This is a genomic window from Novosphingobium sp. ZW T3_23 (genome assembly GCF_044987305.1).
Taxonomy (GTDB): domain Bacteria; phylum Pseudomonadota; class Alphaproteobacteria; order Sphingomonadales; family Sphingomonadaceae; genus Novosphingobium.
The window spans coordinates 43,330-66,287 of sequence record NZ_JBJDRF010000016.1 but is presented as its reverse complement, the minus strand read 5'-3'; the positions used below and the strand labels follow the sequence as shown (position 1 = coordinate 66,287).

Here is a 22,958-nt window from a genome sequence, read left to right as displayed (position 1 = left end):
TGTCGCATCATCTCTCTCCCCTGTGCCGGCTTTTCCGGCTTGTTGTGAGCCTTGGGATGACGCCTTGCAGAAAACAGATCAAATTTTTTGTTTTTGTCGCTTTCCACAAACAGAATTGATAGCTATCGAAGGGCATAACAGGATTTTCGTGGGTGGGGATGCGCCATGCGCCTCGACAAATTCGATCTGAATCTGCTGATTGCGTTCGAACTCTTGCTTGAGGAGCGCAACGTCACCCGCGCGGCTCAGCGGGCCAACCTCACCCAGTCCGCCATGAGCGCGGCCTTGGCGCGGCTTCGTCTGGCCATGAACGACGAGCTTCTCGTACCGCATGGACGGCGCATGATCGCCACACCACATGCGCTGGCTCTTGCGCCATTGGTTTCCGACGCGATCCGTAATCTGCGCGTGCTCATTTCCGGGGCAACCGCGTTCGACCCGACCACCTCGGACCGCCGTTTCGAGATCGGTGCATCGGATTACATCTCAACGGTGCTGTTGGGGCCACTGCTGCCCGAATTGAAGCGCGAAGCGCCGGGTGTGGAATTCAACATTCAATTGCCGACCCGGGACACGAGTGCGCTACTCGAAGACGGCAGACTGGATTTCCAGATTACGCCCGAACAGTTTCTCAGCGCCGATCATCCCAGCGAGCTATTGTTCGAAGAGCGCCATGTCGTCGTTGGCTGGTGTGAAAATCCCGTATTCAAAGCCGAACTGACGCAGGAGGCGTTTCACTCGTGCGGCCATATTGCGGTACGAATAACCGGCGTGCCCACATTTGCCGACAAATACTTCATGTCTGTCGATGACAGGCGGCGGATCGAGGTGATCGCGCCTTCGTTTTCGATCGTGCCATGGCTATTGCCGGGAACGAACCTTCTTGCCCTTATGCATGAGCGATTGGCGCAAGTCTTCGCGCCGCTTCTCCCGCTGGAGATCCGCCCCGCACCCGTCCACGTCCCGATCATGCGCGAGATGATCCAGTATCATACCGGACGCTCGACGGACGCGGGCATGCTATGGCTGAAACGCCGAATGTTCGATGAGGTCGAAAAAAGAACTCTCTAGTGCGGTTGCAGCTTTGCGCCGTCGAATGAGGTGATGCGGAACGTAAATCGCGTGGGTTCCAGGCGGGTTCGATATTGAGGCATGGGCTTGCCGAATTCGCTCCATTGCGTATCGCCGCCTACCCCCCATTGTACGCCGTCGATAAGCAGCGTGCCGTGATCGTGCGGCCGGATGTCGGTGGACTTCCAGGTTCCGGGGGCGTGCCGATCGAGATCCTCATAAGGGAAGGCCAGGGCATTCGCCATGAACGGCTTCTCGCCCTCCACCCTCAGCCCCCTGCCCGCTCCCGAGACTTCGATCCAGCGCACATCGACCTTGTTGCCGGTTTCCTGCGGGCGGATGTAGTCGTGGTTCTGCGCCGCCAGCGGCCCTCGCCAGAGGCCGATGGGGGCCGAGGTCTTGCGATCGACATAGCTTTCGTGCGGTCCGCGTCCGTACCATTGGACCGTGTCCAGATCGGTCGGCAGGCTGAATTCCAAACCTACACGGAAAGGCGGCGGCAGATCGGGATTGAGCGGCGTGAGCTCGCCTGAAACCGCCAGCGTGCCATCGCCCGCCATGCGGTAGTGAAGCTCGAAACGGGCATCGCCCTTGCCCAGTTCGTACGTCACCGCAATCTCGCGCGCCCGGTCGTCGAGCGGGCGGAGGGTGACGCCGAGCAGCTTGCGTTCGTGGCTCATCGCCTTCCATGCGGCCAGTTGGCGGTCGGTGCCGATGCCGATGTCGTTGTCCGTCACCGCGCGCCAGAAGTTCGGCGTGCCGCCCGAGGCCAGCATTTGTCCGTTGCGGGCGTAGGATCGGACGAGGCCGGTGGCCCGATCGACCGTCAGGCTGGCTCCGCCTGCCGAGAGTTCGATGGCGCCGCCTTTTTCCGAGATCGACACCGCCCCTGCGGCAACCGACGTTATCGCGCGCGCTCCCGGATCGAGGGCGAACTGCTCCCAGCCGATCACCTGTCCATCCTCGACGGCCGGCACGCTGCCCGCCCCGGCATGCGCGCGGACAGTCACGAAATACTCCGCTCCCGCGCGGCGCGGGAACGTCCCCACCGGAAGAGTGAGCACACCTGCCTGATGGGCTGCCACGCCCGGAGTCGGCAAGGGGCCATGGGCCACGGCGATGCCGTTCTCCAGCAGTTCCCAATCGAACGCGAAGCCGGAAAGGTCGAGAAAATCGTGCCGGTTGCGCACGGTAACTCGGCCCGTCGCCGGATCGACCCCGTCGAATTGAACCGGCGCATAGACCTTGCGCACTTCGAACAATGCCGGGTTTGGAGTGCGGTCCGCCTGCAGCAAACCGTCGCCGAACTCGATATCGCCGCCCGGATTGGGGCCATATTCTCCGCCGTCACCCCAATACCGGCGTCCGTCCCTGGTATAGCGGTACATCGACTGGTCCACCCAATCCCACAGGAAGCCACCTTGCAGCTTCTCCGGGTAAGCGTAAATCGTGTCCCAGTATTCCTTCAGATTGCCGCCCGAATTGCCCATCATGTGCCCGTATTCGCACTGGATCATCGGCTGCTTGAAGTTCCAGTTCCTGGCATAATCGACCAGCTTTTCCACCGGATCGTACATCGGTGCGTAGATATCCGCGTACCAGTTCGGCCGATGGTCGCTGACGCCGTCCCACGTGCCCCAGCCCAGGTAGCTGAGCAGCCGGTCCGGATCGCGCGCCTTTACCGCGGCGGCTGCCGCCGCGAAGTTCGGGCCGATGCCAGCCTCGTTCCCCAGCGACCAGAAGATAACCGAGGGGTGGTTCTTGTCCCTCTCCAGCATATTGATCGCGCGGCTGACATGCGCGTCCTTCCACGCGGGATCGAACCCCAGCTGGAATTCCGCCCGCCGTTCCGGATGCTTGTTGGCATAGTCCATGTAGGCGTGGCTCTCGAGGTTCGCCTCATCCATGACGTAGAGGCCATAGCGGTCGGCAAGTTCGTAGAGGCGCGGGTCGTTGGGATAGTGCGAGGTGCGGATCGCGTTGATATTGTTCCGCTTCATCAGCTGAATGTCGCGCTCCATCGATTCCAGCGAGACGACGTGGAAGGTTTCCGGATCGTGCTCGTGCCGGTTGACGCCGCGAATGGTGATCGGCTTGCCGTTCACGGTGACAAGGCCACCCCGGATCGCCACATCGCGGAAACCGACGCGGGCATAAGTCGACTGGAGGATGCGCCCCCTGCCGTCATAGAGTTCGACTAGCAGGAAATAGAGGTTCGGCGTTTCCGCAGTCCACGGCTTCGCGCCGGGCAGGCGGCCGGTGAGCGTGACGTTGCGCTCGGCCTGCCCGGCAATGACCGCCTGGCGCCCTTCCAGAACCGTGCGGTCACCGTCCATCAGCACATAGCGCGCGCTTGTGGCGGCGCCGGGGGTGACTGCGACGTCGATCGCCAGCGTGCCGGTGGTAAAGCCCTCATCAAGCCCGGCGTGGACGAAGAAGTCGCGGATCCGCGTCTTCGGCGCCGCCATCAGGAACACTTCGCACTCGATGCCCGATACGCGCCAGAAATCCTGATCCTCGAGATAGGAACCGTCCGACCAGCGGAACACCTGGATGGCCACGGTATTGCGGCCCGGATGGACAAGATGCGTCACATCGAATTCGGACGGCAGCTTGCTGTCTTCCGAATAGCCGACCTTCTGGCCGTTCACCCAGACCGAATAGGCCGACCCCGCCGCCCCGATGTGCAGGATCACGTCTTCCCCGCTCCACCCCGCCGGCACGTCCACATCGCGGCGGTACGATCCGACCGGATTGGTCGCGTGGGGGATCAGCGGGCGATTGGCGGGAAAAGGATAAGCGATGTTGTTGTAGCGCGGCTGGTCAAACCCCTCCGCCTGCCAGTCGGCGGGAACCTTGATCGATTTCCAGCCCGACACGTCGAAGCCGGGCTGCTCGAAACCAGACGGAAGCGCATCCGCGCTGGGGGAGAGCGCGAATTTCCAATCCCCGCTCAGCAACAGGAACCGGGAAGATTGGGTGCGGTGGCCGGCAATGGCGCGCTCGCGGCTTTCAAAGGGAAATCCGGTCGCCCGGGCAGGAAGCTTGCCGATCGCGTTCACCGCCGGATTTTCCCAGTCCGGCCGGGACGGGTCCACCTGCACCGGCTGCACTTGCGGCGCCTCTGCCTGCGCCATCGTTGCACTCAAAAATCCGATGCCGGCCGCCGCCGCGCGCCATTTCCCCATGCGAGACACCTGTTCCCTTCCCTTATCGCAGCTGGCAGATGTCTAGGACATCCATGTCCTCGTAATCCAGGTTTTCCCCGGCCATCGCCCAGATAAAGCTGTAGTTTTTCATCCCGGCGCCCATGTGGACCGACCATGGCGGAGAGATCACCACGTCTTCGTTCTCCATCACGATATGTCGCAAGTCTTCGGGCCGGCCCATGTAGTGAAACACCCGGTCGTCCTGCTCCAGATCGAAATAGAGGTAAATTTCCGAGCGGCGCTCATGCACATGCGGCGGCATCGTGTTCCACACGCTTCCCGGCTCCAAACGGGTCAGCCCCAGGCAGATCGACGCGCTCTGGCAGGTGTGCGGCAGGATCAGCTGGTAGATCGTGCGCTCGTTGGAGTTCTCCAGGCTACCGCGCTGCATCACATTGGCATCGGCCATGCCCACCTTGCGCAAGGGGAACGGGGCATGCGCGGGCACGCTCAGCAGATAGAAACGTGCGCCCTCGCCCGCGAAGCTGACCGCATCGGTGCCCATCGGCACGTAAAGCGCCTCATACTTCGCCAGCGAAAAGGCCTGCCCGTCGGCCGTGACCACACCCGCGCCCGCGCCGATGTTGATCACAGCAAGTTCGCGGCGTTCCAGCAGCGGGTGCCCGGCGGCGCTTGCGGGCTCGCTCTGGCATGGCAGGGTCAGCGGCTCGCGCGCCGGAACCGCGCCGCCGATGATGAAACGCTCACCGTGCGAGTAAGTCAGCACGATCTCGCCCGGACGGAACAGGCCGGAGACAAGATGCCGCTCACGCAGGTCCGCGTTGCTAGCGCCCTGCATCATGGCGGGGTGGATCCCGTGATAGGTCTTTTCGAACAAGGATCGTCTCCGTCAGCGCGGCTTGCGGTCGAGTTCCGCCACCGCCGTCGCGGCGAGGAGGAAGGCGCCGACGCCGAAGTATTGCGTATCGCTGGCCAGCACCTGATCGGGGCGATCGCCCACCTGCTGCACCCAGCCGAGGCGGCCGTCCGGCTGGATCGCACGTTCCAGCGCCGCCCAACCCCGGCGCACGGCGGGTTCGTACTCGGCCCTCGGCAGCAATCCCTGGTTGATCCCCCAGGCAAGGCCGTAAGTGTAGAACGCCGTGCCGCTGGTTTCGGGCGGCGAATTCTCCGGAGCGAGGAGAGAGGGCGCCCAGTAGCCGTCCGGCTTCTGCAGGTTCTTCACCTTCGCCGCCATGTCCTTGAACAGCGCTTCCATCCGGGTGCGATCGGCGCTGCCGGCATCGAGCAGCGGGATCACCCGCGCCATCCCGCCGAACACCCAGCCATTGCCCCGGCTCCAGAACACCTTGCGCCCGTCGTCGCGCCGCTCGAAAAAGCGACTGTCACGATAATAGAGATGCTCGGCCGGGTCGTAGAGGAAGTCCGTCGTCGCCCAGAATTCCTTCATGGCGAACGTCAGATAGCGATTGTCGCCGGTCTGGCGGGAGAGTTCGACGAATGCGGGCGGCGCCATGAAGAGCGCGTCGCACCAGCACCAGCGCTTCAGGCACTCGGTCGCGCCGTAGCCTTCGGGCGGGATGGCGAAGGCCAGCGTGGTGATGGCCGGCTTGTCCACCACCGTGTCGAACGCCGCCTTGGTCGGCGCGAGCGCCGCAGCGCCCGCGCCATGGTCAGCGGCCCAGACATAGGCCTGGGCGATGGCCTGATCGTCGGCGAAATAGAGATTGTCACCCGGGCGCCAGCCGTTGCGCCGGCCCATCGCCAGCACCGCGTCGGCAATGCGGGGCGGCGCACCCGCATCGGCCAGCGCGGTCATGCCCACCCAGAACACGGCCTGCTCCCACCCGCGCGTCTTGCGGGTCTCGTCGGTGGCGCGCGGGATGTGGGAAAGGTCGTCGAGACGGGCTAGTTGCCAATCGGCCAGCTTGACCGCCGCCGCAACGGGAGACTGTGCTTTCGGTGCCGCAACGGCGGGCGTAGCCAAGGCGGCACAGATCAGTGCGGCGGGGAACAGGTTTCGGATATTCACGAGGCAAGTTCTCCTGTCGGGGTCAGGCGGGAGCTGATGAGGTGAAGCGGCGCAAGGGCGATGATCTAGACGCGATGTGGCTTAGAACTTGCCACGAACGCCGAACGAGACGGTCGTGCCGTTGAAAAACGAATTGTCCCGCCGCGACTTGCCGTTGCCCTTTGGCCCGTCCGGATCGGAGTAATAGATGTAGACGTTCTCGTTGGTGATGTTCAGCGCATCGATCCGCAGTTCGATCATGTCGTTCAGCTTGTAGCTGATCGTGCCATCCAGGAAACCCTGCGATGCCGTATAGGGGATCTGGTCGTTCCCCGTGTTCTGGGAGGTGATGCCCGTCTTCGCCCGGTAGTTGTAGGATGCGCGCACCGCGAAGGGGCCTTTTTCATAGAACGCGGTGGCGCTGTACGAATACTTCGGCACGAACTGGATCGGTACGCGGGTGCCGTCCGTCGTGACGAAATCATCGCCCTTCTGGTCGATCAGGGTCAGGCTTCCGGTGAAGCCCAGCCCGTCGAACGGCTTGGGCAGGAAGGTGAAGTTCTGCTGATAGGCGAATTCCAGCCCCTTCAGCTTCAGTTCGCCCTGATTGACGTACTGGGTCCGGCGGATCAGGAAATCGTCGGGAATGTCGCCGCTTGGAAAGCCTAGCGAAACGGCGTTGAAGGCGCTGTCCGGCAGGCCGAGCGAGCCGAAGGTGACGAAATCCTGCACAGCCATGGCGCGGTCGACGATATCCTTCTTGAACGCCCCGATGCTGAGCAGCCCGCCCGGCGCGAAGTACCATTCCACGCCCGCGTCGAACTGCGTCGCCATCTGCGGCCGCAGGTTCGGATTGCCTACCGTGACGTCGGCATTGAACACGTTGGGCACGACGGTGCCGCCGGCAATCGCCGTCAGCGCCGCGCGGGTGATCGTCTTGCCGGCGGAAGCGCGCACGACGATCTTGTCGGTAACGTCGTAGGCAAGACTGGCCGATGGCAGCCAGTTGTCATAGCCCCCCTCGCGTCGCTGCGGCAGGAACACCCCCGCGCCGGCGCTCTGGTAGTTGTGAATGATCGTGGAGGTGTCGGAATAGCGCATCCCCACGTTGCCGCGCAGTTCCTTGCCAAAGACCGGCAAGGTGAAGTTGGCCTCGAAGAACGCGGTCTTGACGATCTCGTTGGCCTTGAAGGCGCCATTGAGATTGACCGGCGCCGCTGCGTTGGCAGCATTGGCGTCCAGATCGTCCATGACGAAAGAGCGCGGGAACGTGGCGAATTGCGAAGGATAGCCGGAGTTGCCACCATCGCGGATCCGGCCGAACTGGATGTACGGGTCCATGTTGGAGAACACGTCCAGCCCGGCAAGTTGGGCCGAGGCGATCCTGCTCCCGTCCTGCTGCGAGATCTCCTTGCCGGTGTCCACATAGCTGCCGCCCAGCTTGACCGCGAAGGTGCGGTCACCATCGTCGACAAGATCCCAGTCCACAACCGCGCGAGCTGTCTTTTCCGTGTCGATCTCTCGGTTGAGCGTGAAGCCCAGGCCCGGCGCGGTGAAGTTGGCGGGATCGGTGAAATCGACCGGCGAACTGATCGTGGGATAAGTGACGTTGCCGGTCGGATCGAAAGTGCTGGTGATCCCGTAGATATTGCTGGTGATGCGATTGGCGGTATAGCGCGCATTGCTGTCGCTGAGATTGCCCTGCGCCGACAGTTTCAGATTGTCGGTGAGGTCGTAGACGGCGCGGACGATGCCGTACTTGAAGCGGGTCCGCGCGTTTCGGAAGAAGCTTTCCTGGATGAAGCTGGTATTGCCGAACGTGCCGTAGAGATTGTTGAATTCGTCGATCTTCACGTCGAGCGGGATGATGCCCGAATTCGTGCCAACCCCTGGGGCGTTGGTTGTGCCCGGCACCGTGCGGGAATTGCGGACCGCCGCACCGAAGGTGAATTCGTCTGCCTCATCCTTCAGTTCGGAGAATATGCCGTCCACGCTGACGTCCAGGCGATCGGTCTTGTACTGGATCGACCCGACCAGACCGATACGTTCGCGTGTATTGTTCGAGGTAAACACCCGGTAGAAACGGGGCATATAGGCATTGTTGATCTGTTCCCGCGTCAGATCGCCATAGTTCGCCAGCGGATTGTCGAGGTCCATCTGGAACTGGAAGGGGCCGCCCACGGTCGTCGGGCCCTGATAGGCCAGCGATCCGATCGCGGAGGAGTTGTAGCCGCCGGTGGACTGGAAGCCCGAGCGCTCGTTGACGTTCTTGGCATAGGCCGCCCCCACGAGAACGCCGAAATCGCCCCAGGTATCACTGAACAGCAAGGATCCGCGCGGCTGCCACTTCTTCGACTGGGTGTTGTAGTTGGCCTGCGCGGTATAGCGGATCACCCGTCCCGCGCTGTCGAACGGACGCGGCGTCTGCAAATCTACATTGCCACCTATGCCGCCTTCCTCAAGATTGGCCAGCGGCGACTTGTAGACGTCCACCCGTCCGAACAGTTCGGATGGGAAAACGTCGTAATTGAAGTCGCGTGTGGATGACCCGACGTTCTGCGACGACGTGGTGTGAACGGGCGCGCTGTTGATGGTGGTGACGGTGAATTCGGAACCCAGACCGCGGATGCTGATGCGCTGGCCTTCGTTGGAGGCGCCGTCCCTGGAAAGGAACACGCCGGGAATGCGCTGTAGCGAATCCGCGACGTTGGCCTCGGGAAACTTGCCGATATCCTCCGCGACGATGGAATCCCGCACGCCGATGGCTTCGCGCTTCAGTTCGATCCCTTGCTGAAGACTTTTGCGAAATCCGGTGACGACGATTTCCTCGGTCGCCGGCGCTGAAGCGCTATCCGGTACGGCTTTCGGCTCCTCGCCCGAAGCGCGAGATACGGCAGTTTCCTGTGCGCAGGCTGCATTGCAGGCCGCCAGAATTGCCAGAGCGCTTGCCATCGATGTTGCGGTTGTAACCACCCTCATGAACATCCTCCCACATCCGCGATTCGTCGCGTGACAAGCTAGTTGTCATATAACTATTCTCGCTTGTCAATTGTCGGACTAGTCTCGCGGAAATCCGCCGCATGTGCCGCGATGACGCCAAATCATTAAGCATCTTTACTTAGGCCGCCTGTCATTCCCTCCTAAGCCCTTGGCAAACGCCGAATAGCAATTTATCAGGTTGGCATACAGATAATGGAGAGATCATGGGGGAGATGCGCAGAGCCGCGCGCAGCGGAATCGCGGCGGGATTGTCGGTCTTGATGGCCTGCATGCCGGCCGGCCTATACGCCCAGCAGCGCGGCAACCTGCAGCTGAAGGTCGATAAGCCGCTTCCCCCGCCCAAGAGCAGGACGCCGGCAGCCGCCGTCCAGTTCGCGCCCTATCGCTATGACGACCTTCTCTGGGAAAACGACAAGACCGCGCATCGGATCTATGCCCGCGCGCTGGAAGCAGCCGAACCGCCGTCCGGGTCGGGCATCGACAGCTGGGGCAAGAACGTACCATGGCCGTTCGCCGACCGGCAGCTCCGTAGCGGCGACCAGCACGGCTATCACGGCGAAGGCGTGGACTTCTACAACGTCGGCACCGGGCGCGGCGCCGGCGGGCTGGGAATCTGGCAAGACAACAAGCTGTGGACCTCCCGCAATTACGTGCGCGCGCGTATCCTCAAGTCCGGCGGGAAAGAGGCCGATTTCAGCGTGGACTATGCTCCCTGGCCGGTGGATGTGGGTCGCAAGGTCTGGGAAACGCGGCGCTTCACGCTGCCACTGGGTACGCATTTCACGCGGCTGGTCTCCACGCTGGAATCAGATTCCACGGCGCCGCTGATAGTCGGGGTCGGTGTCGGAAAACGCACGACCGGCACACGCGATGGCGAAGTGACGATTGACCGCGCCAAGGGGCTGATCTCCTGGTGGGGGCCTGAAGACGGCGCGCATGGGCACATGGCCATCGCCGTTCGCGTCGATCCCGGCATGATCGCCGAAGTGAAGCAGGATGCGGACAATTACCTCGTCCTGCTCAACGTCAAGCCTGGCAAGCCGTTCGTCTACTATTCGGGCAGCGCGTGGAGCAAGGGGCAGGACATGTTCACGACGCGGGAGGCGTGGGACGCCTACGCTGCTTCTCAAACGCTCGATTTCACGATTCCGAAGGACTGACCATGACCATGAATCTTGATCGCCGCGCGATGCTGGCCGGCGCCGTGGCGGGAACGGCAGCGTTTTCGACCAGTGCCTCCGCTGGCCGTGCCGTGGGGAAAAAGCCAGCGGACCAGGCCGGGCTTCATACGGGAACGGAAGATCGCGCCTATATGCTTGGCCTGCTGGAACGGATGGCGACGCCGGTGCTATCCCGCATGGCGCAGGGGCACCTTCAGCAGGAGTGGGCGCCGGAACTCAGCCCAAGCTGGGATGGCCGCAATCCCAAGGTCGCCTATCTGGAGGCATTCGGCCGCCTGATCGATGGGCTCGCTCCGTGGCTCGCCCTGCCCGACGATGGCCGTGCGGAATCGCGCCTGCGCGGCCGGTTGCGGGAACAGGCGCTGGCAAGCTACGTCCACAGCGTCGATCCCAAGAGCCCGGACTATCTGCTGTGGAGCGCGGAAGGCCAGCCACTGGTCGATGCCGCCTATTTCACGAGCGCGCTCCTGCGTGCGCCGAAGACCCTATGGGATCCGCTGGACGCGACCACCAAGACGCGGATCATCGCCGAGATCCAGGGCCTGAGGCGCGTGACACCGCCCTATACGAACTGGCTGCTGTTTGCCGCCATGAACGAGGCCTTCCTGCTGTCGGTCGGCGCCCAGTGGGATCCGATCCGCATCGACCTTGCCCTCCGCAAGTTCGGAGAATGGTACGTCGGAGACGGCTGGTACGGCGACGGCGAGCACTTTCACTTCGACATGTATAACAGCTACGTCATCCAGCCGATGCTTACGCAGATCCTGGACGTGCTCGTCCGCACCGGCGTCAAGTTCAACAAACTCGACCCTGCAGAGCGGCTGGCAACGCAAATAAAGCGGATGCAGCGCTTCGGCGAAGTGCTGGAACGCATGATCGGCCCCGACGGCGCGTTTCCACCGGTCGGCCGGTCGCTAACCTACCGCACGGCGATCCATCAGCCGCTCGCCTATCTGGTCTGGAAGAAGCTGCTTCACGCCAAGCTGCCGGAAGGTCAGGTCCGGGCGGCCACGCTTGCAACGCATCGCTGCATTTTCGCCGACCCCAGCAACTTCGATCCCAAAGGCTTCCTGACGATCGGTTTCGCCCGGCACCAGCCCAGCCTGGGCGACGTCTATTCGAACGCAGGCAGCATGTATATCGCCACCGAGAGCCTGCTGGCACTCGGCCTGCCCGCCAGCGACAGCTACTGGCAAGCGGAGGCGCAACCCTGGACTATGCGAAAAGCCTATAGCGGGCTGGACTTTCCCAAGGACTATTACGTCGACATCTGAGAGAGAAGCCGCCGCCGCGCCACTCCTCCCGGCGCGGCGGCATCGCCCCAAGAGGCGGGAACCTCGAAGGGCATTGGGCCGATCCCTCAAGGACCGGCCCCTTTTTCATTCCGGCAGCACTTCGATGCCCGAGACGATCGCCGAGCCGACGATGGGCTTGAATGCCAGGTCGAGCTTGCCATCAGCAACGGTCACCGGGATATTGCGGGTCAATGCAGTCCAGGATGCTTTCGCTTCACGGCGTACGTCAATCAGGGCAGCCTTGCGGCCTTCCGCCAGAACCTCGAACTGCCGCGCTCCCGCGCCAAGCTTGTCGTCCGGCTCGAAGAAGTGGAGCCGAACCTTGTAGCGCCCGTTCGGTACCGGAATGGTGTAGCTGAAGTCACCTTCGCGCCAGCTCCCATAAGGCGCCTGGCTTTGCGTACCGAGCACCGGCTGTACCGGCCCCGGCTCCCCGCCGCGCGCCATCGAGGGACGATCACGGAAATGCCCCTGGCCACCCGTAGAAAAGACGTCCGAGCCCCAGAGCACGCCATCGGGCGCCCGCTGCTGCTCCAGGGTCCCCGCGCGGATGCGATAGAGGCCCGGCTTGCCTTCGAAGGTCCAGACCATGGCATCGGAAACCCGTTTGCCGTCGCGCGTCCCGCTCGCTTCCAGCCGGTTTTCTCCCGGTGCCAGCGTCACGCCCGGCCAGCGGCAGATGCCGACTTCACAGCGCGCCTCGCCAAGCGGCCTGCCGTTGAGGGTAAGACTGACAGTCCCGGTATTGGCATAGGCCTTCACGTCCACCACCGGATAGGGCCGCGCCGTGTGCCGCCGCTCGGCCAGATAAAGGGTCGGTTCCGGCGACCAGTTAGCCTTGTAGAGATAGAACGCGTCCTTGCGGGTCTTGCGATCGAAAGTGACGAGGCCCTTGTCGTTGGTGTCGGTAAGATCGCCTTCCAGCCGCAACTCGTTCGAGAAGTCGAACAGGTTCCACACCCAGCTGGCCCAGACATAGGGCCGCGCGGCGATCTGCTTCCAGCTTTCCTCCAGCAGCCAGCTCTGGAATTCCTCGGGATGAGGGCGCCCGAAAGCGGCGATCGGGCCGCCTTGCGGGTCGTCGGTATGCTGGGTCAGCGCACCACCAGCGCCATATTCGCTGATCGAGATCGGCTGTCGCGGAAAGCGAGCATGGACCCGATCGAGATCGCGGCCCAGGAAGTCCACCTTGTTGCCATACCAGCCATGATAGCGGTTGTACCCAATCACGTCGGTTATCCCGGCCACGCTGTCGAGGCCGGGCCTGTTTTCCTCGGCAATGGTCCCGCAGCAATCCGCCAGCGTGGCGGGACGCAGCGGATCCTCGGCATGGACCACCGCCTGCAAGCGTTCCAGCAAGGGTCGCGCGTTCGAGGTGCCGCGGCCCTTGGCGGCTTCCAGATTGACCTCGTTGGCGATCGACCAGACGGCGATGGAGGGATGGTTGTATTCCTGCCGGATCAGCTCTCGCAGCTGTTGCTCGGCATTGGCGGCGAAAGCCTCGGTCGTCGTCTCCGAGTACCAGGGCGCCGAACGGTCCACGAGCGGGATTTCCGCCCAGACCACCATGCCCGCCTGATCCATCTGCCGATAGGCTTCGTCCGCATGCTGGTAATGGGCCAGGCGCACGGTGTTGGCGCCGATTTCCCTGATGATCGCGGTATCCTCCGCAATGTCCGCAGACGTGATCGCCCACCCCTTGCCGGGCCGGTCCTGATGGCGCGAGACGCCGTGCAACGGAACCTGACGACCGTTGAGCCAGAACCCGGTTTCCGGATCGATCCGCATCGTGCGGATGCCCAGCGGCTGTTCGACTTCGTCCAGCTGGCGCCCGGCGCGGTCGAGCAGGCGCACGTTCACGTGGTAGAGGTAGGGATCGCGGACGCCCTCCCACAAATGTGGATCGGCGACAGCCAACTGCTGCTCCACTTCCGCCCGCGCCGTCGATCCGCTGCCGGCGGCAATGCCGAAGGGCGTCGTCGCGCCCGCCACGACCCTGCCTTCGCGATCGAGTATCCGGGTCTGCACGCTACCCTTGGCAGAGCCCGGCAGGCCGTTTTCCAGCCGCGCAAGCACCCGGACGCGCGCCTTGCCGCCTTCGACAGTCTCGGTGCTCGCATAGATACCCGGACCGCCGAAATCCTCCATCGCGATGCGCAGCGGGCCGGTCACGATCAGCGACGCAGGTCGGTAGAGGCCGCCGTACATGGGCCAGTCACCGTTCATCGGGATCACGTCTGCCGTCGGCGATCCCTTTTCCCGAGGCGAGCTGTTGTCCACCCGAACGACCAGCAGGTTGTCGCCCGCCGGCTTCAACGCCTTCGTCGCGTCGAAACGGAAGCCCGCGAAGGCCCCGGCGTGGCGCCCCAAGTGGACGCCGTTTACCCAGACATCGGCGATGACGCTGGCGGCATCGAACTGTATCCAGACATGCCGGTCACCCAGCTTTTCCGGCGTCGGGAAGCTGCGGCGATACCAGCCCTGCCCCTTGACGTTCTGGTAGTCCTCTCGCCGCTGCGCGGTGCCGCCCATGCGGTTCCAGTTGTGCGGCAGCGATACCTTCTCCCATCCGGACGCATCTAAGCTCCCGTCCTGCACCCGTTCCTGAATGTTGCCCAGATGAAAAGCCCAATCGGCATCGAGCGCCATCGTCCGGCGCACCATCTCCTCGCGCGCTTCGGCTTGCGCTGCCCAGCACAGCAACGCTCCCATGGCGAGGAGGCTGACGCTGCCGGCGCGGTTTCCGGAACGCATATCGATCTCTCCCTTCACTGGTCAGGCCAGTTGCGCCGCTGAGGTCGCAGCGCTTGCCTTTGATTTCGGCTTATCCCATCATATGAAAATACCAACCACTAATTGGCAGGCCTTTCTGGTCAGATAAGTGCAGACGCGCTTCCTGCGGAACGGCTGGAGGGAGAGGACGGGTATGAAAAGTGGACTGGCGTCCGGCGTTCCCGACAGTGCGCAAGCCGGGCTGCCGACCCGCGGAACCAGAGTACGCATCGAATTGACCGGCCCGGTTGCCGACCGCGACGCCTTCGGCAACGTCGTCGAACTCGATACCGCCCGCAAGGCCGGAGACACCGGCGCCGACGCGATCCCTCCGGGCTGGAACCTCGCGATCGCCGAAATCGAATTCCACGGACCCGAGGCGCCGGAAACGCAGCAGTGACGGAATCGCCTGCCATGAAAGGTACCTTAGTGAAAGCTGACAGGATTAAGGTGATGGCATTGACCTACTGGCATACATCCGCGCTGCTTATGCTTTCCTGCCTTGCGCTTCCGGCGTACGCCCAAGCACCGGGACGCTATGACGCTGTCCATTCAGGTACGCCCTGGTTCGATCAGCGCGGCGTTCCCGTCAGCGCACATGGCGCGGGCATCATCAAGGACGGCGACATCTATTATCTCTTCGGCGAAGCGCACGAGGACATGACCAATGCCTTTGCCGCGTTCAACTGTTATTCTTCCAGGGATCTCATCAACTGGCGTTTCGAGAAGATCGCGCTGCCGGTGCAGCAATCCGGGCCGCTGGGGCCGAATACCGTTGGCGAACGGCCCAAGGTCATGCGATCGCCCAGCACCGGTGAATATGTGATGTTCATGCACGCTGATGCGATCGACTATCGTGGGCAGTTTGTGGGCTACGCTACCGCAACGAACGTCACCGGCCCGTACACCTTCCATGGCCCCCTGCTGATCGACGGCAAGCCCATCAGGAAGTGGGACATGGGTACATTCCAGGACGAGGACGGAGCCGGCTATATACTGCTGCACGGCGGTGACATCTACCGTCTGGCCGACGACTACAGAAGCGTTCGAGAACATGTCAATGAGGCCATGGCGCATGGATTTGAATCGCCGGCCATGTTCCGCAAGGACGACATCTATTATTTCCTGGGATCTCACCTGACGGGCTGGGAGCGAAACGACAACTACTATTATACTGCCAAGTCATTGCGCGGTCCCTGGACTCGTCAAGGGATGATTGCACCGGAAGGTACGTTGACCTGGAATTCGCAGGTTACTTTCGTGCTGCCGGTCGAGGGCTCCCGTGATACGACCTTCATGTTCATGGGTGACCGGTGGTCCTATCCGCGCCAGGCGAGCGCCGCCACCTATGTTTGGCAACCGCTAGAGGTGGATGGCGATAGCGTGGTCATGCCGGCGTATCACGACGCCTGGCGGATCGACACGGCAACCGGCACCGTCCGGCCAGCATCAGCTGAGAGCGAAACGATTACCGCCTTCGACCCGCGCGTGCACTTCGTGGGGGTCTGGCAGCAAGCGGTTGCAGACCAGCCAGGCCCTCGCATGACTATCGATAAAAGCGCATCGTTATCGGTGGCTTTCACGGGCACTCAGGCCAGCTTGCACAGCCTCGCACGTCCCGATGGAGGCTATGCCCGCATCATCGTCCGCAACAGTCAAGGCGATGAAGTGCTTTCATCTACAGTCGATATGTATTCGAAATACCCCGTTTCGAGCGTCAAGTTCGTCACGCCGCTTCTGCCGCGCGGCGCCTATACCATGCAGGTCTCGGTTGTGGGCGATAGCTGGTATTGGGTGAATAAAGCGGGGCAAAGGTCTGGTAGCAATGGCCATGCAATCTCGTTCGACCGCCTTCAGGTGCGCCAATAGGATAGTTGCCCCTTAGGATGTAAATGATCTCTCATCGGTCTTAGCGACAGCGAAACGGCGGATATCCCTCGGTCGGCAGTCGAAAGTCTCCTGTCAGCGCGACCCGGCCCGGTGGGTGAAGAAGGGACAGAAGGGCCCTGCCGAAACACGATCCGGCAAACCCGCTATATTGCATATCGGTCGCAATAGCATTAGTGCGCCGCGTATGGGCGCCAATTCTGCCGTACTTGCCAGTCTGATCATAACAGAGCGCAGCGCCCTGTTGCGCCGTGTGGAGCGGCTTGTCGACGATCCTGCGGATGCGGAGGAAGTCGTTCAGTCCATGTGGCTGAAAGTGCAGAGCGTGGACGATACCCGTTCGATCCTTTCCAAGCGGGCTTACCTGTTTCGGTTGGCGCGCAATCTCGCGCTGGATTTCAGACGCTCGCAGCAGCGGCGTGGCCGTCTGGCCGACGAAGTGCAGAATATCCTTACCGACAGCGATGACGCTCCAGGGCAGGATCGCATCGTCGATTCGACGCAGATGCTGGAAAGGGTGCGGACCGCTGCGCTGGCATTGCCCGAACCGACCCGCACTATTTTTCGGCTCAATCGGTTCGAAGGGGAAAGCCAGCAGGCCATTGCTCGGCGGTTGGGGATCAGCGCCACGACGGTCGAAAACCACATCAGGCGTGCTCTGGCCGCGTTGGCTGCGGCACGGGATGGGCGCGATCCGGAAACCTGAATGCGTGAAGACGGGTATTCATAATTGATAAGTTGGGTGCCATCACACCCCGCACGTCTAAATACCATCATGGGCAGAGCGATCAGGATCAACATGGGCAGGCAGGGAGGCGACACGGTGGACATGCGCGGCGAACAGGCCCGCGCATGGGTAGTGCGCCTTGCGTCCGGGGCGATGTCGGATGCGGACCTGCAATCGCTCGACCGCTGGACTGCAGCCGACCCGCGCAACCGTGCGGCATTCCTGCACGAGCGACGGACCTGGCAGGACCTTGCGGTTCTGGAGAGCGCATTTGCCGATACCGGCAAGGAATCTCCGGCGAAAGCGCGCCGGTGGCCGTATCGCCTGCTGCCCGTGGCGGCAGCAGCGGCGCTCGCATGGTTCGTCGCCCCGACGGCATGGATATGGGCGCGTGCGGATGCGACGACAGCAGCGGGCCAGGTCCGCGAAATCGCATTGGCTGACGGCTCCCGCGCGGTGCTGGACAGCGATAGTGCGATCACGATCGACTATGCCGGCGATCGCCGCACGATCCGGCTGCTGAAAGGCCGCGCCTGGTTCGCAGTGCGTCACGGCGACCAGCGTCCTTTCCGCGTTGAGGCGGCGCGCGGTGTGGTCAGGGATGTCGCAACGGCCTTCGAGGTCGACGATACCGGATCGCAGACCCTGGTAAGCGTCACGCACGGCGCCGTCGAACTGGAAAGCGCGGGGCATTTCGTGCTCCATCAAGGCGAGAGGGCGGCGTTCGGGCCAAGGGGCAATGCCCTGCCGATGGCGCCCCTCCCCCTCGATCGGATCGGCAGCTGGCGGCGTGGTGAACTGCTGCTGCGCGGCGTGCCCTTGCAGACGGCGATCCGCGCCATTGCGCGTTACCGAAAGGCGCCGGTGATCGTCCTGGGTAGCCTGTCTGACGAAACGCCGATCAGCGGGAGCTTTCGCACTGACCGTCCGGACGAAGCGCTGGATACTCTGGCCGCGATGCGTGGGTTGGAGCTGGCCAATCTGCCCGGTGGAATAGTGCTCTTGCGATCGGGCACGCGCTGAATTCCGCATTCGATTCAGTTTTTTTTCGCCTCCTGGCTTGGGTGCAGTGCCGACCCAAGCGTCAATCCCGTGAACCAATATTGCGAACACCTTGCAATATCGCCCCGCCACGATGGCGGGGCACGGGACTTCGGACGACGGGGGATTACATGAATTCGATGTCTACACGCCTTGCGATGAGGCTGATGACCAGCGCGGCGCTTCCGCTGGCGATCGGCCTGCCACAAGCAGCATTGGCGCAAGCTGCGGGCGAGCAGGCGTATGAGATCCCCGCGCAGTCGCTGGAAAGCGCGTTGCTGGCGTGGATGCGGCAGTCTGGCATGCAGGTCGGCTATGAGCCCGGCGACGTTGCCGGGCGCACGTCCGCTCCGGTTTCCGGAGCGCGCGGATCGGGCGAGGCTTTGGCCGCGCTGTTGGCGGGGAGCGGCCTTGGCTATCAGCCGACCGGCGCCGGATCGGTGCGACTGACCCGCGCGCCGCAGGCCGAGAGTGCAACAACAGCAAGAGGCGCAACCGTTCTCGGTCCGGTCCGGGTCCAGGGCGAAGGCGCGCGCCGGATTCGCAGTGGTGAGATCGAGACTGCCACCGGCCCCGTGCCCGGCTATCGCGCCACCCTGAGCGCCACCGCGACCCGCACCGATACCGCCATTCGCGACGTACCGCAGTCGATCCAGATCGTTCCGCGCACCGTGATCGAGGATCAGGCCGCCGTGCGTCTGACCGATATCGTCCAGAACGTGTCGAGCGTCCAGTTGAACGGCACGGCGGGCAACCGAGCGGAAACCTACTCCATTCGTGGCTTCGTGTCCGGGCGCTATGCGCTCAACGGCTTCCCGCTGACCAGCGCGATGGAACGCCCCGAGGGCTTCTTCGATCTTGCCAATGTGGAACGTGTCGAGGTGCTCAAAGGCCCCGCCTCGGTCATGATGGGGCTTAGCGAACCGGGCGGCGTGATCAACATCGTCACCCGCGCGCCCAGCAGGCAATTCCACTTCGACGGCGCGCTGCAGGGCGGCAGCTTCGATTTCTATCGCGGTGAAATGTCCGTGACCGGCCCGCTCAACGCATCCGGCACGCTGACGGCCCGCGCCACCGGAGCCATTCAGACCAACGGCGGTTTCCGCCGCGAAGCGCGCGAGAGCGAGCGTGTCTATGGCGCGGCGGCGGTACGCTGGCAGCCCGATGCATTGACGCAAGTGGATCTGACGGCGGACTATGCGGATCAGAAGGTGCCCTTCGATCGCGGGTTGATCGCGGACGAGGACGGCAATTACGTTCACGATGCGCGTACATACTACGGCGAGCGCTGGTCCAATACCGCTACCGAGAAGCTGGTGCTGGGTCTGGCAGCTCAGCGTCAGGTCATGCCGTGGCTGATGCTGCGCTTCACCGGGCGTTATACCGATGCCCTGGTGCAGGACCACAATGCGGTCGATCTTCAAGGCAATGCCGATGGCGTGGTCCGCCGCCGCATCACCAACCGCACTGAAGATTCGAACGACCTGTCGATGCGCTTCGACGCGATCGCGGATGCCTATACCGGACCGCTGGAGCACCGCATCATGGCCGGGGTAGAGCGGACCAACGGCGAAATGGCATTCTGGTCTGCGCGCGCCAACATCGGCTCGGTGGCGGCAGTCGACCCTGTTTACGGCATGACGCCGGTCCCGGTCGCTACGGTGAACAACGTCTACGATTATGACGTCGATACCTGGGGCTTCTATCTGCAGGATCAGATCGCGCTGGGCGAACACGTCAAGGCGCTGGCCGGGGTACGGTATGACCGGACGAAGTCGTACCGGTGGGATTATCTGGAAGATGCCGCGATCCGCACCAAGGACGATGCACTGACCTTCCGCGCCGGTCTGGTCTATCAACCCACGACGTCGGTATCGCTATATGCCAGCTATACGCAGAGCTTCCAGCCTCAGCAAGGCCAACTGGTGGATGGCACCCCGCTCGACCCCGAAAAGGGCGAGCAGTTCGAGGCGGGCGTGAAGTTCGATCTGCTGGACCGCCTGTCGATCACGGCGGCGGCGTTCCAGATCACCAAGCAGAACGTGTCGACCGAAGACCTCGACAACCCGGACTTCTCGATCCTCACCGGCGAACAGCGCGTGCGCGGTCTGGAACTCGACATTACAGGAGAGATCCTGCCGGGCTGGAACATCATCGCCAACGCCAGCCATCTCGACGCCGAAATCACGCGGGACAACACGTTCGCGGTGGGCAATCGCCTCAACGGCGTCCCCAGTTTCAGCGGCCGGATCTGGACCAGCTACAGCGTCTCTTCGGGCGCGCTGTCTGGCCTGTCGCTGGGCGGCGGCATCCGTGTAGTCGGCAAGCGCGAGGTGGACCTGGACAACCGCTTCACGATTGCCGGCTACGAGACGTTCGACGCCTCCATCCGCTATGCACTGAATCCGCATTGGGAAGTCTCGGTCAACGCCGAGAACCTGACCGATCGCTTCTTCGTGGAGGCGGTGCAGGGCGACAACAACCTCTACCCGGGAACGCCGCGCCGCATAGTCGGCACCTTGCGCGCGCGGTACTGACGCCATGTCGATGCGCACCGGGGCCGGTAGTACGGCAGCCAGCAAGGTCGCCGTGATATCGGCGGGCTACAGCCCTGAACCGAAGCGCGGTTTTGCACTGGTGCTGACCGTGCTGGTGTTCTGCCTGCCCTTGGTGTTCATCAGCTTCCTGAGCTGGCGCACGGTGGCGGCGCAGGCGCCGGTTGCACCGCATCTTGCTACCTTCGACGTCACCGAACCGGCGCCGTCGAAGGATGAACCGCTGCCGGAACAAGCGGAGCCGGAAACCGAGCCTGAGCCGGATCCGACCGCCGTGACGCAGCCATCGGCGGTCCCTCCGCCGCCGGTTGTGATCGGCCAGACCAGTCTGGCACGCGCCGCGCCGGTCACTCCTGCCCCGATCGCTCCTACCCAGCCCTCTCCAGCCCCGCCTTCGCCTCCTCCTGCGCAAACAGTGGCCAGGAAGTCGCCAGGCAGCGAACAGGGGCCGGACACCTGGCATGCGCGCGTGCTGGGGCGCCTCAATGCCGTAAAGACATACCCTGGCTCGGCGCGCGCGCGGCGCCAACAAGGCACGGTCATGGTGCGTTTCTCAGTGGACCGCAAAGGTCAGGTCCTGAGCGTGACCCTGCACAAGACATCCGGCTTCGCCTCGCTGGACCGAGAGGCCCTTGCGCTGCCGAAGCGAACGTCTCCGCTGCCCCCGCCCCCGGCTGAGGTTCGAGGCAACAGCATCGAATTGGTCGTGCCGGTGGAATTTTACTTTTAATGGCGTCAACCGTTTCGAACTGTGCTCGCTCGCAAGCATCACGCCGCTCGCGACTGAACCTGCTGTTCCAGACATAAAAGGCGAGCTGCGCGGGCTCGCAGGCTGACCCAATCGCAAGTCTTTGCTCTCCGAGATCCGAGAACATGGATAGCTCCACTTTCGATGGAGCCGGACAAATATGCAGATAGCCATAGGAATGCGAGAACGAGAAAGCGCCTATCGCATAAGAAGTTCATACAGGTTCTACAGCAAAAACGCGCCGAAATTCAACGAAGATTGAATGCGATGCCATCTCTCTCGATCTGGAATGCATATGGCTTGGGGCATACCTTGATCGGGTTCACCGCGACATCGCGGGAGCACCCGTCAATGAAGCTTTCAGGAGCAATTCGTGAACGCAGCCCCCAGCACTCCGGAGCCCGACCAACGCGCCTCGGTATTCTACGTCGGTCAGGATCAGGCCGGCCACTGGCTTGTACAGGAAAGCCATGGCCTGCTTGAAGGCCGCTTCATTTCGCGGGATGCCGCATGGCGCTTCGCACGCTCAGAGATCCATGCCTATCCGGGTGGCCACATCGTCTTCACGATGCAGTGCATCGTACCGACCATCCCATTCGAACCGGTCCCGGAAGCCGCCACGCTCGTCCTGGACCGCGCGGCTTGATCAAGGGGAGGTTTCACCATGCATTATTCTCTAACGCTTTCCGGACAGGCACCCTGGCCAGCCCTCCTGATCAGCAGCGCGTTCGCGCCAGGCACCGAGCCAGGTGATCCCTGCTGGCCGGTGCTTATGGCCCATCTCAAAATGCTGCGGGATCGCGGGCGCAGGGCCGTGCGCATCGTCGATGTGCACTGCGCAGACGGGGCCCTGCTTATCCACGCCGCACGCGAAGCGCATTCACTAGGATTCCTTTCGGTCGAATGTCTGGGAACAGACGTCGACCGCGATGATATCGAGGAAGCGCGCTGGCGCTCGCAGCTGCTCCGCGATACCGCGATCGGTCTGGAGTTCGAAGTCGGCGAGGCGATCGGGCGACTGGAAGCCGAGGCCGATTTTCCTGCAGACGTTGTACTTTTCCAAGGCTCCGCAGGCGCTTCCAAGGCTTTTCGACAGGCTGCCAAACGAGCCGGTCGCCTCGTGCTCGCAAAGAGCTGTTCCGCAAGGGAACAGGACTCATGACGAGGCAAGATCGTTTCTGGCGAGGCCTAGGCGCGGTCCTGTTGATCGGCGGACCTAGCGCCGAACTTCTTGCGCCGGAAGACGCGCAGGGTTTGCGCGGTATTCTCACGATCGCGCTGCTCGGCGCCTCGCTGTTTGGCATCGTCCTGTTGCTGCAAGGCAGGAAGGTGGTGAAGGTCTGGCGCATCGAAGGCAGACGTTCTCACTGTGGCAGGGACGCTTTGCAGTCGAAGCTTGGGCCGTATCGGCGGGATGGATGCTGACGGGGGAACATCCCCCCTACTCTCGACAAACTCGCCTTGCTGAAGCCGCATTATGATACGGTATTGCAAATAGAG

At 62.9% G+C, this 22,958-nt stretch carries 17 protein-coding genes; 12 read left to right on the top strand and 5 right to left on the bottom strand.

Translation table 11 applies throughout. From position 1 onward, the window contains the following. The first annotated feature begins 165 nt into the window (after positions 1-165). Positions 166-1,071, top strand: a complete 906-nt coding sequence (locus tag ACI3K3_RS11015; protein ID WP_404913642.1) for a LysR family transcriptional regulator — start codon at positions 166-168, stop codon at positions 1,069-1,071. On the opposite strand, the gene ACI3K3_RS11010 is transcribed toward ACI3K3_RS11015, so the two are convergent. From ACI3K3_RS11010 to ACI3K3_RS10995, 4 genes are all read right to left on the bottom strand, one after another. Further along, complete coding sequence (locus tag ACI3K3_RS11010; RefSeq protein WP_404913639.1) at positions 1,068-4,208, bottom strand: glycoside hydrolase family 2 TIM barrel-domain containing protein; 3,141 nt, start codon at positions 4,206-4,208, stop codon at positions 1,068-1,070. The genes ACI3K3_RS11015 and ACI3K3_RS11010 overlap by 4 nt on opposite strands. A 73-nt stretch (positions 4,209-4,281) precedes the next feature. Continuing rightward, positions 4,282-5,118, bottom strand: a complete 837-nt coding sequence (gene kduI, locus ACI3K3_RS11005; RefSeq protein WP_404913637.1) for a 5-dehydro-4-deoxy-D-glucuronate isomerase — start codon at positions 5,116-5,118, stop codon at positions 4,282-4,284. 12 nt (positions 5,119-5,130) lie between these two features. After that, entirely contained in the window at positions 5,131-6,273 is a 1,143-nt protein-coding gene (locus ACI3K3_RS11000) for a glycoside hydrolase family 105 protein (protein WP_404913635.1), read from the bottom strand. An 81-nt stretch (positions 6,274-6,354) separates the two neighbouring features. Further along, positions 6,355-9,231 carry a TonB-dependent receptor gene (locus tag ACI3K3_RS10995; protein WP_404913634.1) on the bottom strand — a complete coding sequence of 959 codons (2,877 nt, stop codon included), beginning with the start codon at positions 9,229-9,231 and terminating at the stop codon, positions 6,355-6,357. A gap of 224 nt (positions 9,232-9,455) precedes the next feature. On the opposite strand from ACI3K3_RS10995, the gene ACI3K3_RS10990 reads away from it, so the two are divergent. Beyond that, the gene (locus ACI3K3_RS10990) at positions 9,456-10,412 is read left to right on the top strand and encodes a DUF4861 family protein (RefSeq protein ID WP_404913632.1); all 957 of its coding nucleotides are present in this window, start codon (positions 9,456-9,458) and stop codon (positions 10,410-10,412) included. A gap of 2 nt (positions 10,413-10,414) precedes the next feature. Further along, a complete protein-coding gene (locus ACI3K3_RS10985; protein WP_404913630.1) occupies positions 10,415-11,707 on the top strand; it encodes a DUF2264 domain-containing protein in 1,293 nt (430 codons plus the stop codon). 105 nt (positions 11,708-11,812) lie between these two features. Here the strand turns inward: ACI3K3_RS10985 and ACI3K3_RS10980 are convergent, their stop codons facing one another. Then, positions 11,813-14,482, bottom strand: a complete 2,670-nt coding sequence (locus ACI3K3_RS10980) for a glycoside hydrolase family 2 TIM barrel-domain containing protein (protein ID WP_404913628.1) — start codon at positions 14,480-14,482, stop codon at positions 11,813-11,815. A 172-nt stretch (positions 14,483-14,654) separates the two neighbouring features. On the opposite strand from ACI3K3_RS10980, the gene ACI3K3_RS10975 reads away from it, so the two are divergent. The 9 genes from ACI3K3_RS10975 to ACI3K3_RS10935 all read left to right on the top strand — a co-directional run bounded on the left by ACI3K3_RS10975 (position 14,655) and on the right by ACI3K3_RS10935 (position 22,883). After that, a complete protein-coding gene (locus ACI3K3_RS10975) occupies positions 14,655-14,900 on the top strand; it encodes a hypothetical protein (RefSeq protein WP_404913626.1) in 246 nt (81 codons plus the stop codon). A gap of 53 nt (positions 14,901-14,953) precedes the next feature. Next, the gene (locus tag ACI3K3_RS10970; RefSeq protein ID WP_404913624.1) at positions 14,954-16,369 is read left to right on the top strand and encodes a family 43 glycosylhydrolase; all 1,416 of its coding nucleotides are present in this window, start codon (positions 14,954-14,956) and stop codon (positions 16,367-16,369) included. Positions 16,370-16,574: 205 nt separating this feature from the next. Continuing rightward, entirely contained in the window at positions 16,575-17,093 is a 519-nt protein-coding gene (locus ACI3K3_RS10965; RefSeq protein ID WP_404913622.1) for a sigma-70 family RNA polymerase sigma factor, read from the top strand. A gap of 93 nt (positions 17,094-17,186) precedes the next feature. Continuing rightward, a complete protein-coding gene (locus ACI3K3_RS10960) occupies positions 17,187-18,137 on the top strand; it encodes a FecR family protein (protein WP_404913620.1) in 951 nt (316 codons plus the stop codon). A 158-nt stretch (positions 18,138-18,295) separates the two neighbouring features. Then, positions 18,296-20,692 carry a TonB-dependent siderophore receptor gene (locus tag ACI3K3_RS10955; protein ID WP_404913619.1) on the top strand — a complete coding sequence of 799 codons (2,397 nt, stop codon included), beginning with the start codon at positions 18,296-18,298 and terminating at the stop codon, positions 20,690-20,692. A gap of 4 nt (positions 20,693-20,696) precedes the next feature. Next, on the top strand, positions 20,697-21,440 hold the full coding sequence (locus ACI3K3_RS10950; protein ID WP_404913618.1) for an energy transducer TonB: 744 nt from the start codon (positions 20,697-20,699) through the stop codon (positions 21,438-21,440). 391 nt (positions 21,441-21,831) lie between these two features. Next, positions 21,832-22,104, top strand: a complete 273-nt coding sequence (locus ACI3K3_RS10945) for a hypothetical protein (RefSeq protein WP_404913617.1) — start codon at positions 21,832-21,834, stop codon at positions 22,102-22,104. Positions 22,105-22,272: 168 nt separating this feature from the next. After that, positions 22,273-22,620, top strand: a complete 348-nt coding sequence (locus ACI3K3_RS10940; RefSeq protein WP_404913616.1) for a hypothetical protein — start codon at positions 22,273-22,275, stop codon at positions 22,618-22,620. Then, a complete protein-coding gene (locus ACI3K3_RS10935) occupies positions 22,617-22,883 on the top strand; it encodes a hypothetical protein (RefSeq protein WP_404913615.1) in 267 nt (88 codons plus the stop codon). The genes ACI3K3_RS10940 and ACI3K3_RS10935 overlap by 4 nt, the downstream gene beginning before the upstream one ends. The last annotated feature ends 75 nt before the right edge of the window (positions 22,884-22,958 follow it).

What these genes read in the sequence shown, in the direction of transcription:
- ACI3K3_RS10980 (WP_404913628.1), bottom strand. Translation starts at nt 14,482, where the DNA reads ATGCGTTCCGGAAACCGCGCCGGCAGCGTCAGCCTCCTCGCCATGGGA.
- ACI3K3_RS11010 (WP_404913639.1), bottom strand. Translation starts at nt 4,208, where the DNA reads ATGGCGCAGGCAGAGGCGCCGCAAGTGCAGCCGGTGCAGGTGGACCCG.
- ACI3K3_RS10965 (WP_404913622.1), top strand. Translation starts at nt 16,575, where the DNA reads ATGGGCGCCAATTCTGCCGTACTTGCCAGTCTGATCATAACAGAGCGC.
- ACI3K3_RS10960 (WP_404913620.1), top strand. Translation starts at nt 17,187, where the DNA reads ATGGGCAGGCAGGGAGGCGACACGGTGGACATGCGCGGCGAACAGGCC.
- ACI3K3_RS10950 (WP_404913618.1), top strand. Translation starts at nt 20,697, where the DNA reads ATGTCGATGCGCACCGGGGCCGGTAGTACGGCAGCCAGCAAGGTCGCC.
- ACI3K3_RS10935 (WP_404913615.1), top strand. Translation starts at nt 22,617, where the DNA reads ATGACGAGGCAAGATCGTTTCTGGCGAGGCCTAGGCGCGGTCCTGTTG.
- ACI3K3_RS10985 (WP_404913630.1), top strand. Translation starts at nt 10,415, where the DNA reads ATGACCATGAATCTTGATCGCCGCGCGATGCTGGCCGGCGCCGTGGCG.
- ACI3K3_RS10955 (WP_404913619.1), top strand. Translation starts at nt 18,296, where the DNA reads ATGTCTACACGCCTTGCGATGAGGCTGATGACCAGCGCGGCGCTTCCG.
- ACI3K3_RS10970 (WP_404913624.1), top strand. Translation starts at nt 14,954, where the DNA reads ATGGCATTGACCTACTGGCATACATCCGCGCTGCTTATGCTTTCCTGC.
- ACI3K3_RS10995 (WP_404913634.1), bottom strand. Translation starts at nt 9,231, where the DNA reads ATGAGGGTGGTTACAACCGCAACATCGATGGCAAGCGCTCTGGCAATT.
- ACI3K3_RS10975 (WP_404913626.1), top strand. Translation starts at nt 14,655, where the DNA reads ATGAAAAGTGGACTGGCGTCCGGCGTTCCCGACAGTGCGCAAGCCGGG.
- ACI3K3_RS10990 (WP_404913632.1), top strand. Translation starts at nt 9,456, where the DNA reads ATGGGGGAGATGCGCAGAGCCGCGCGCAGCGGAATCGCGGCGGGATTG.
- ACI3K3_RS11015 (WP_404913642.1), top strand. Translation starts at nt 166, where the DNA reads ATGCGCCTCGACAAATTCGATCTGAATCTGCTGATTGCGTTCGAACTC.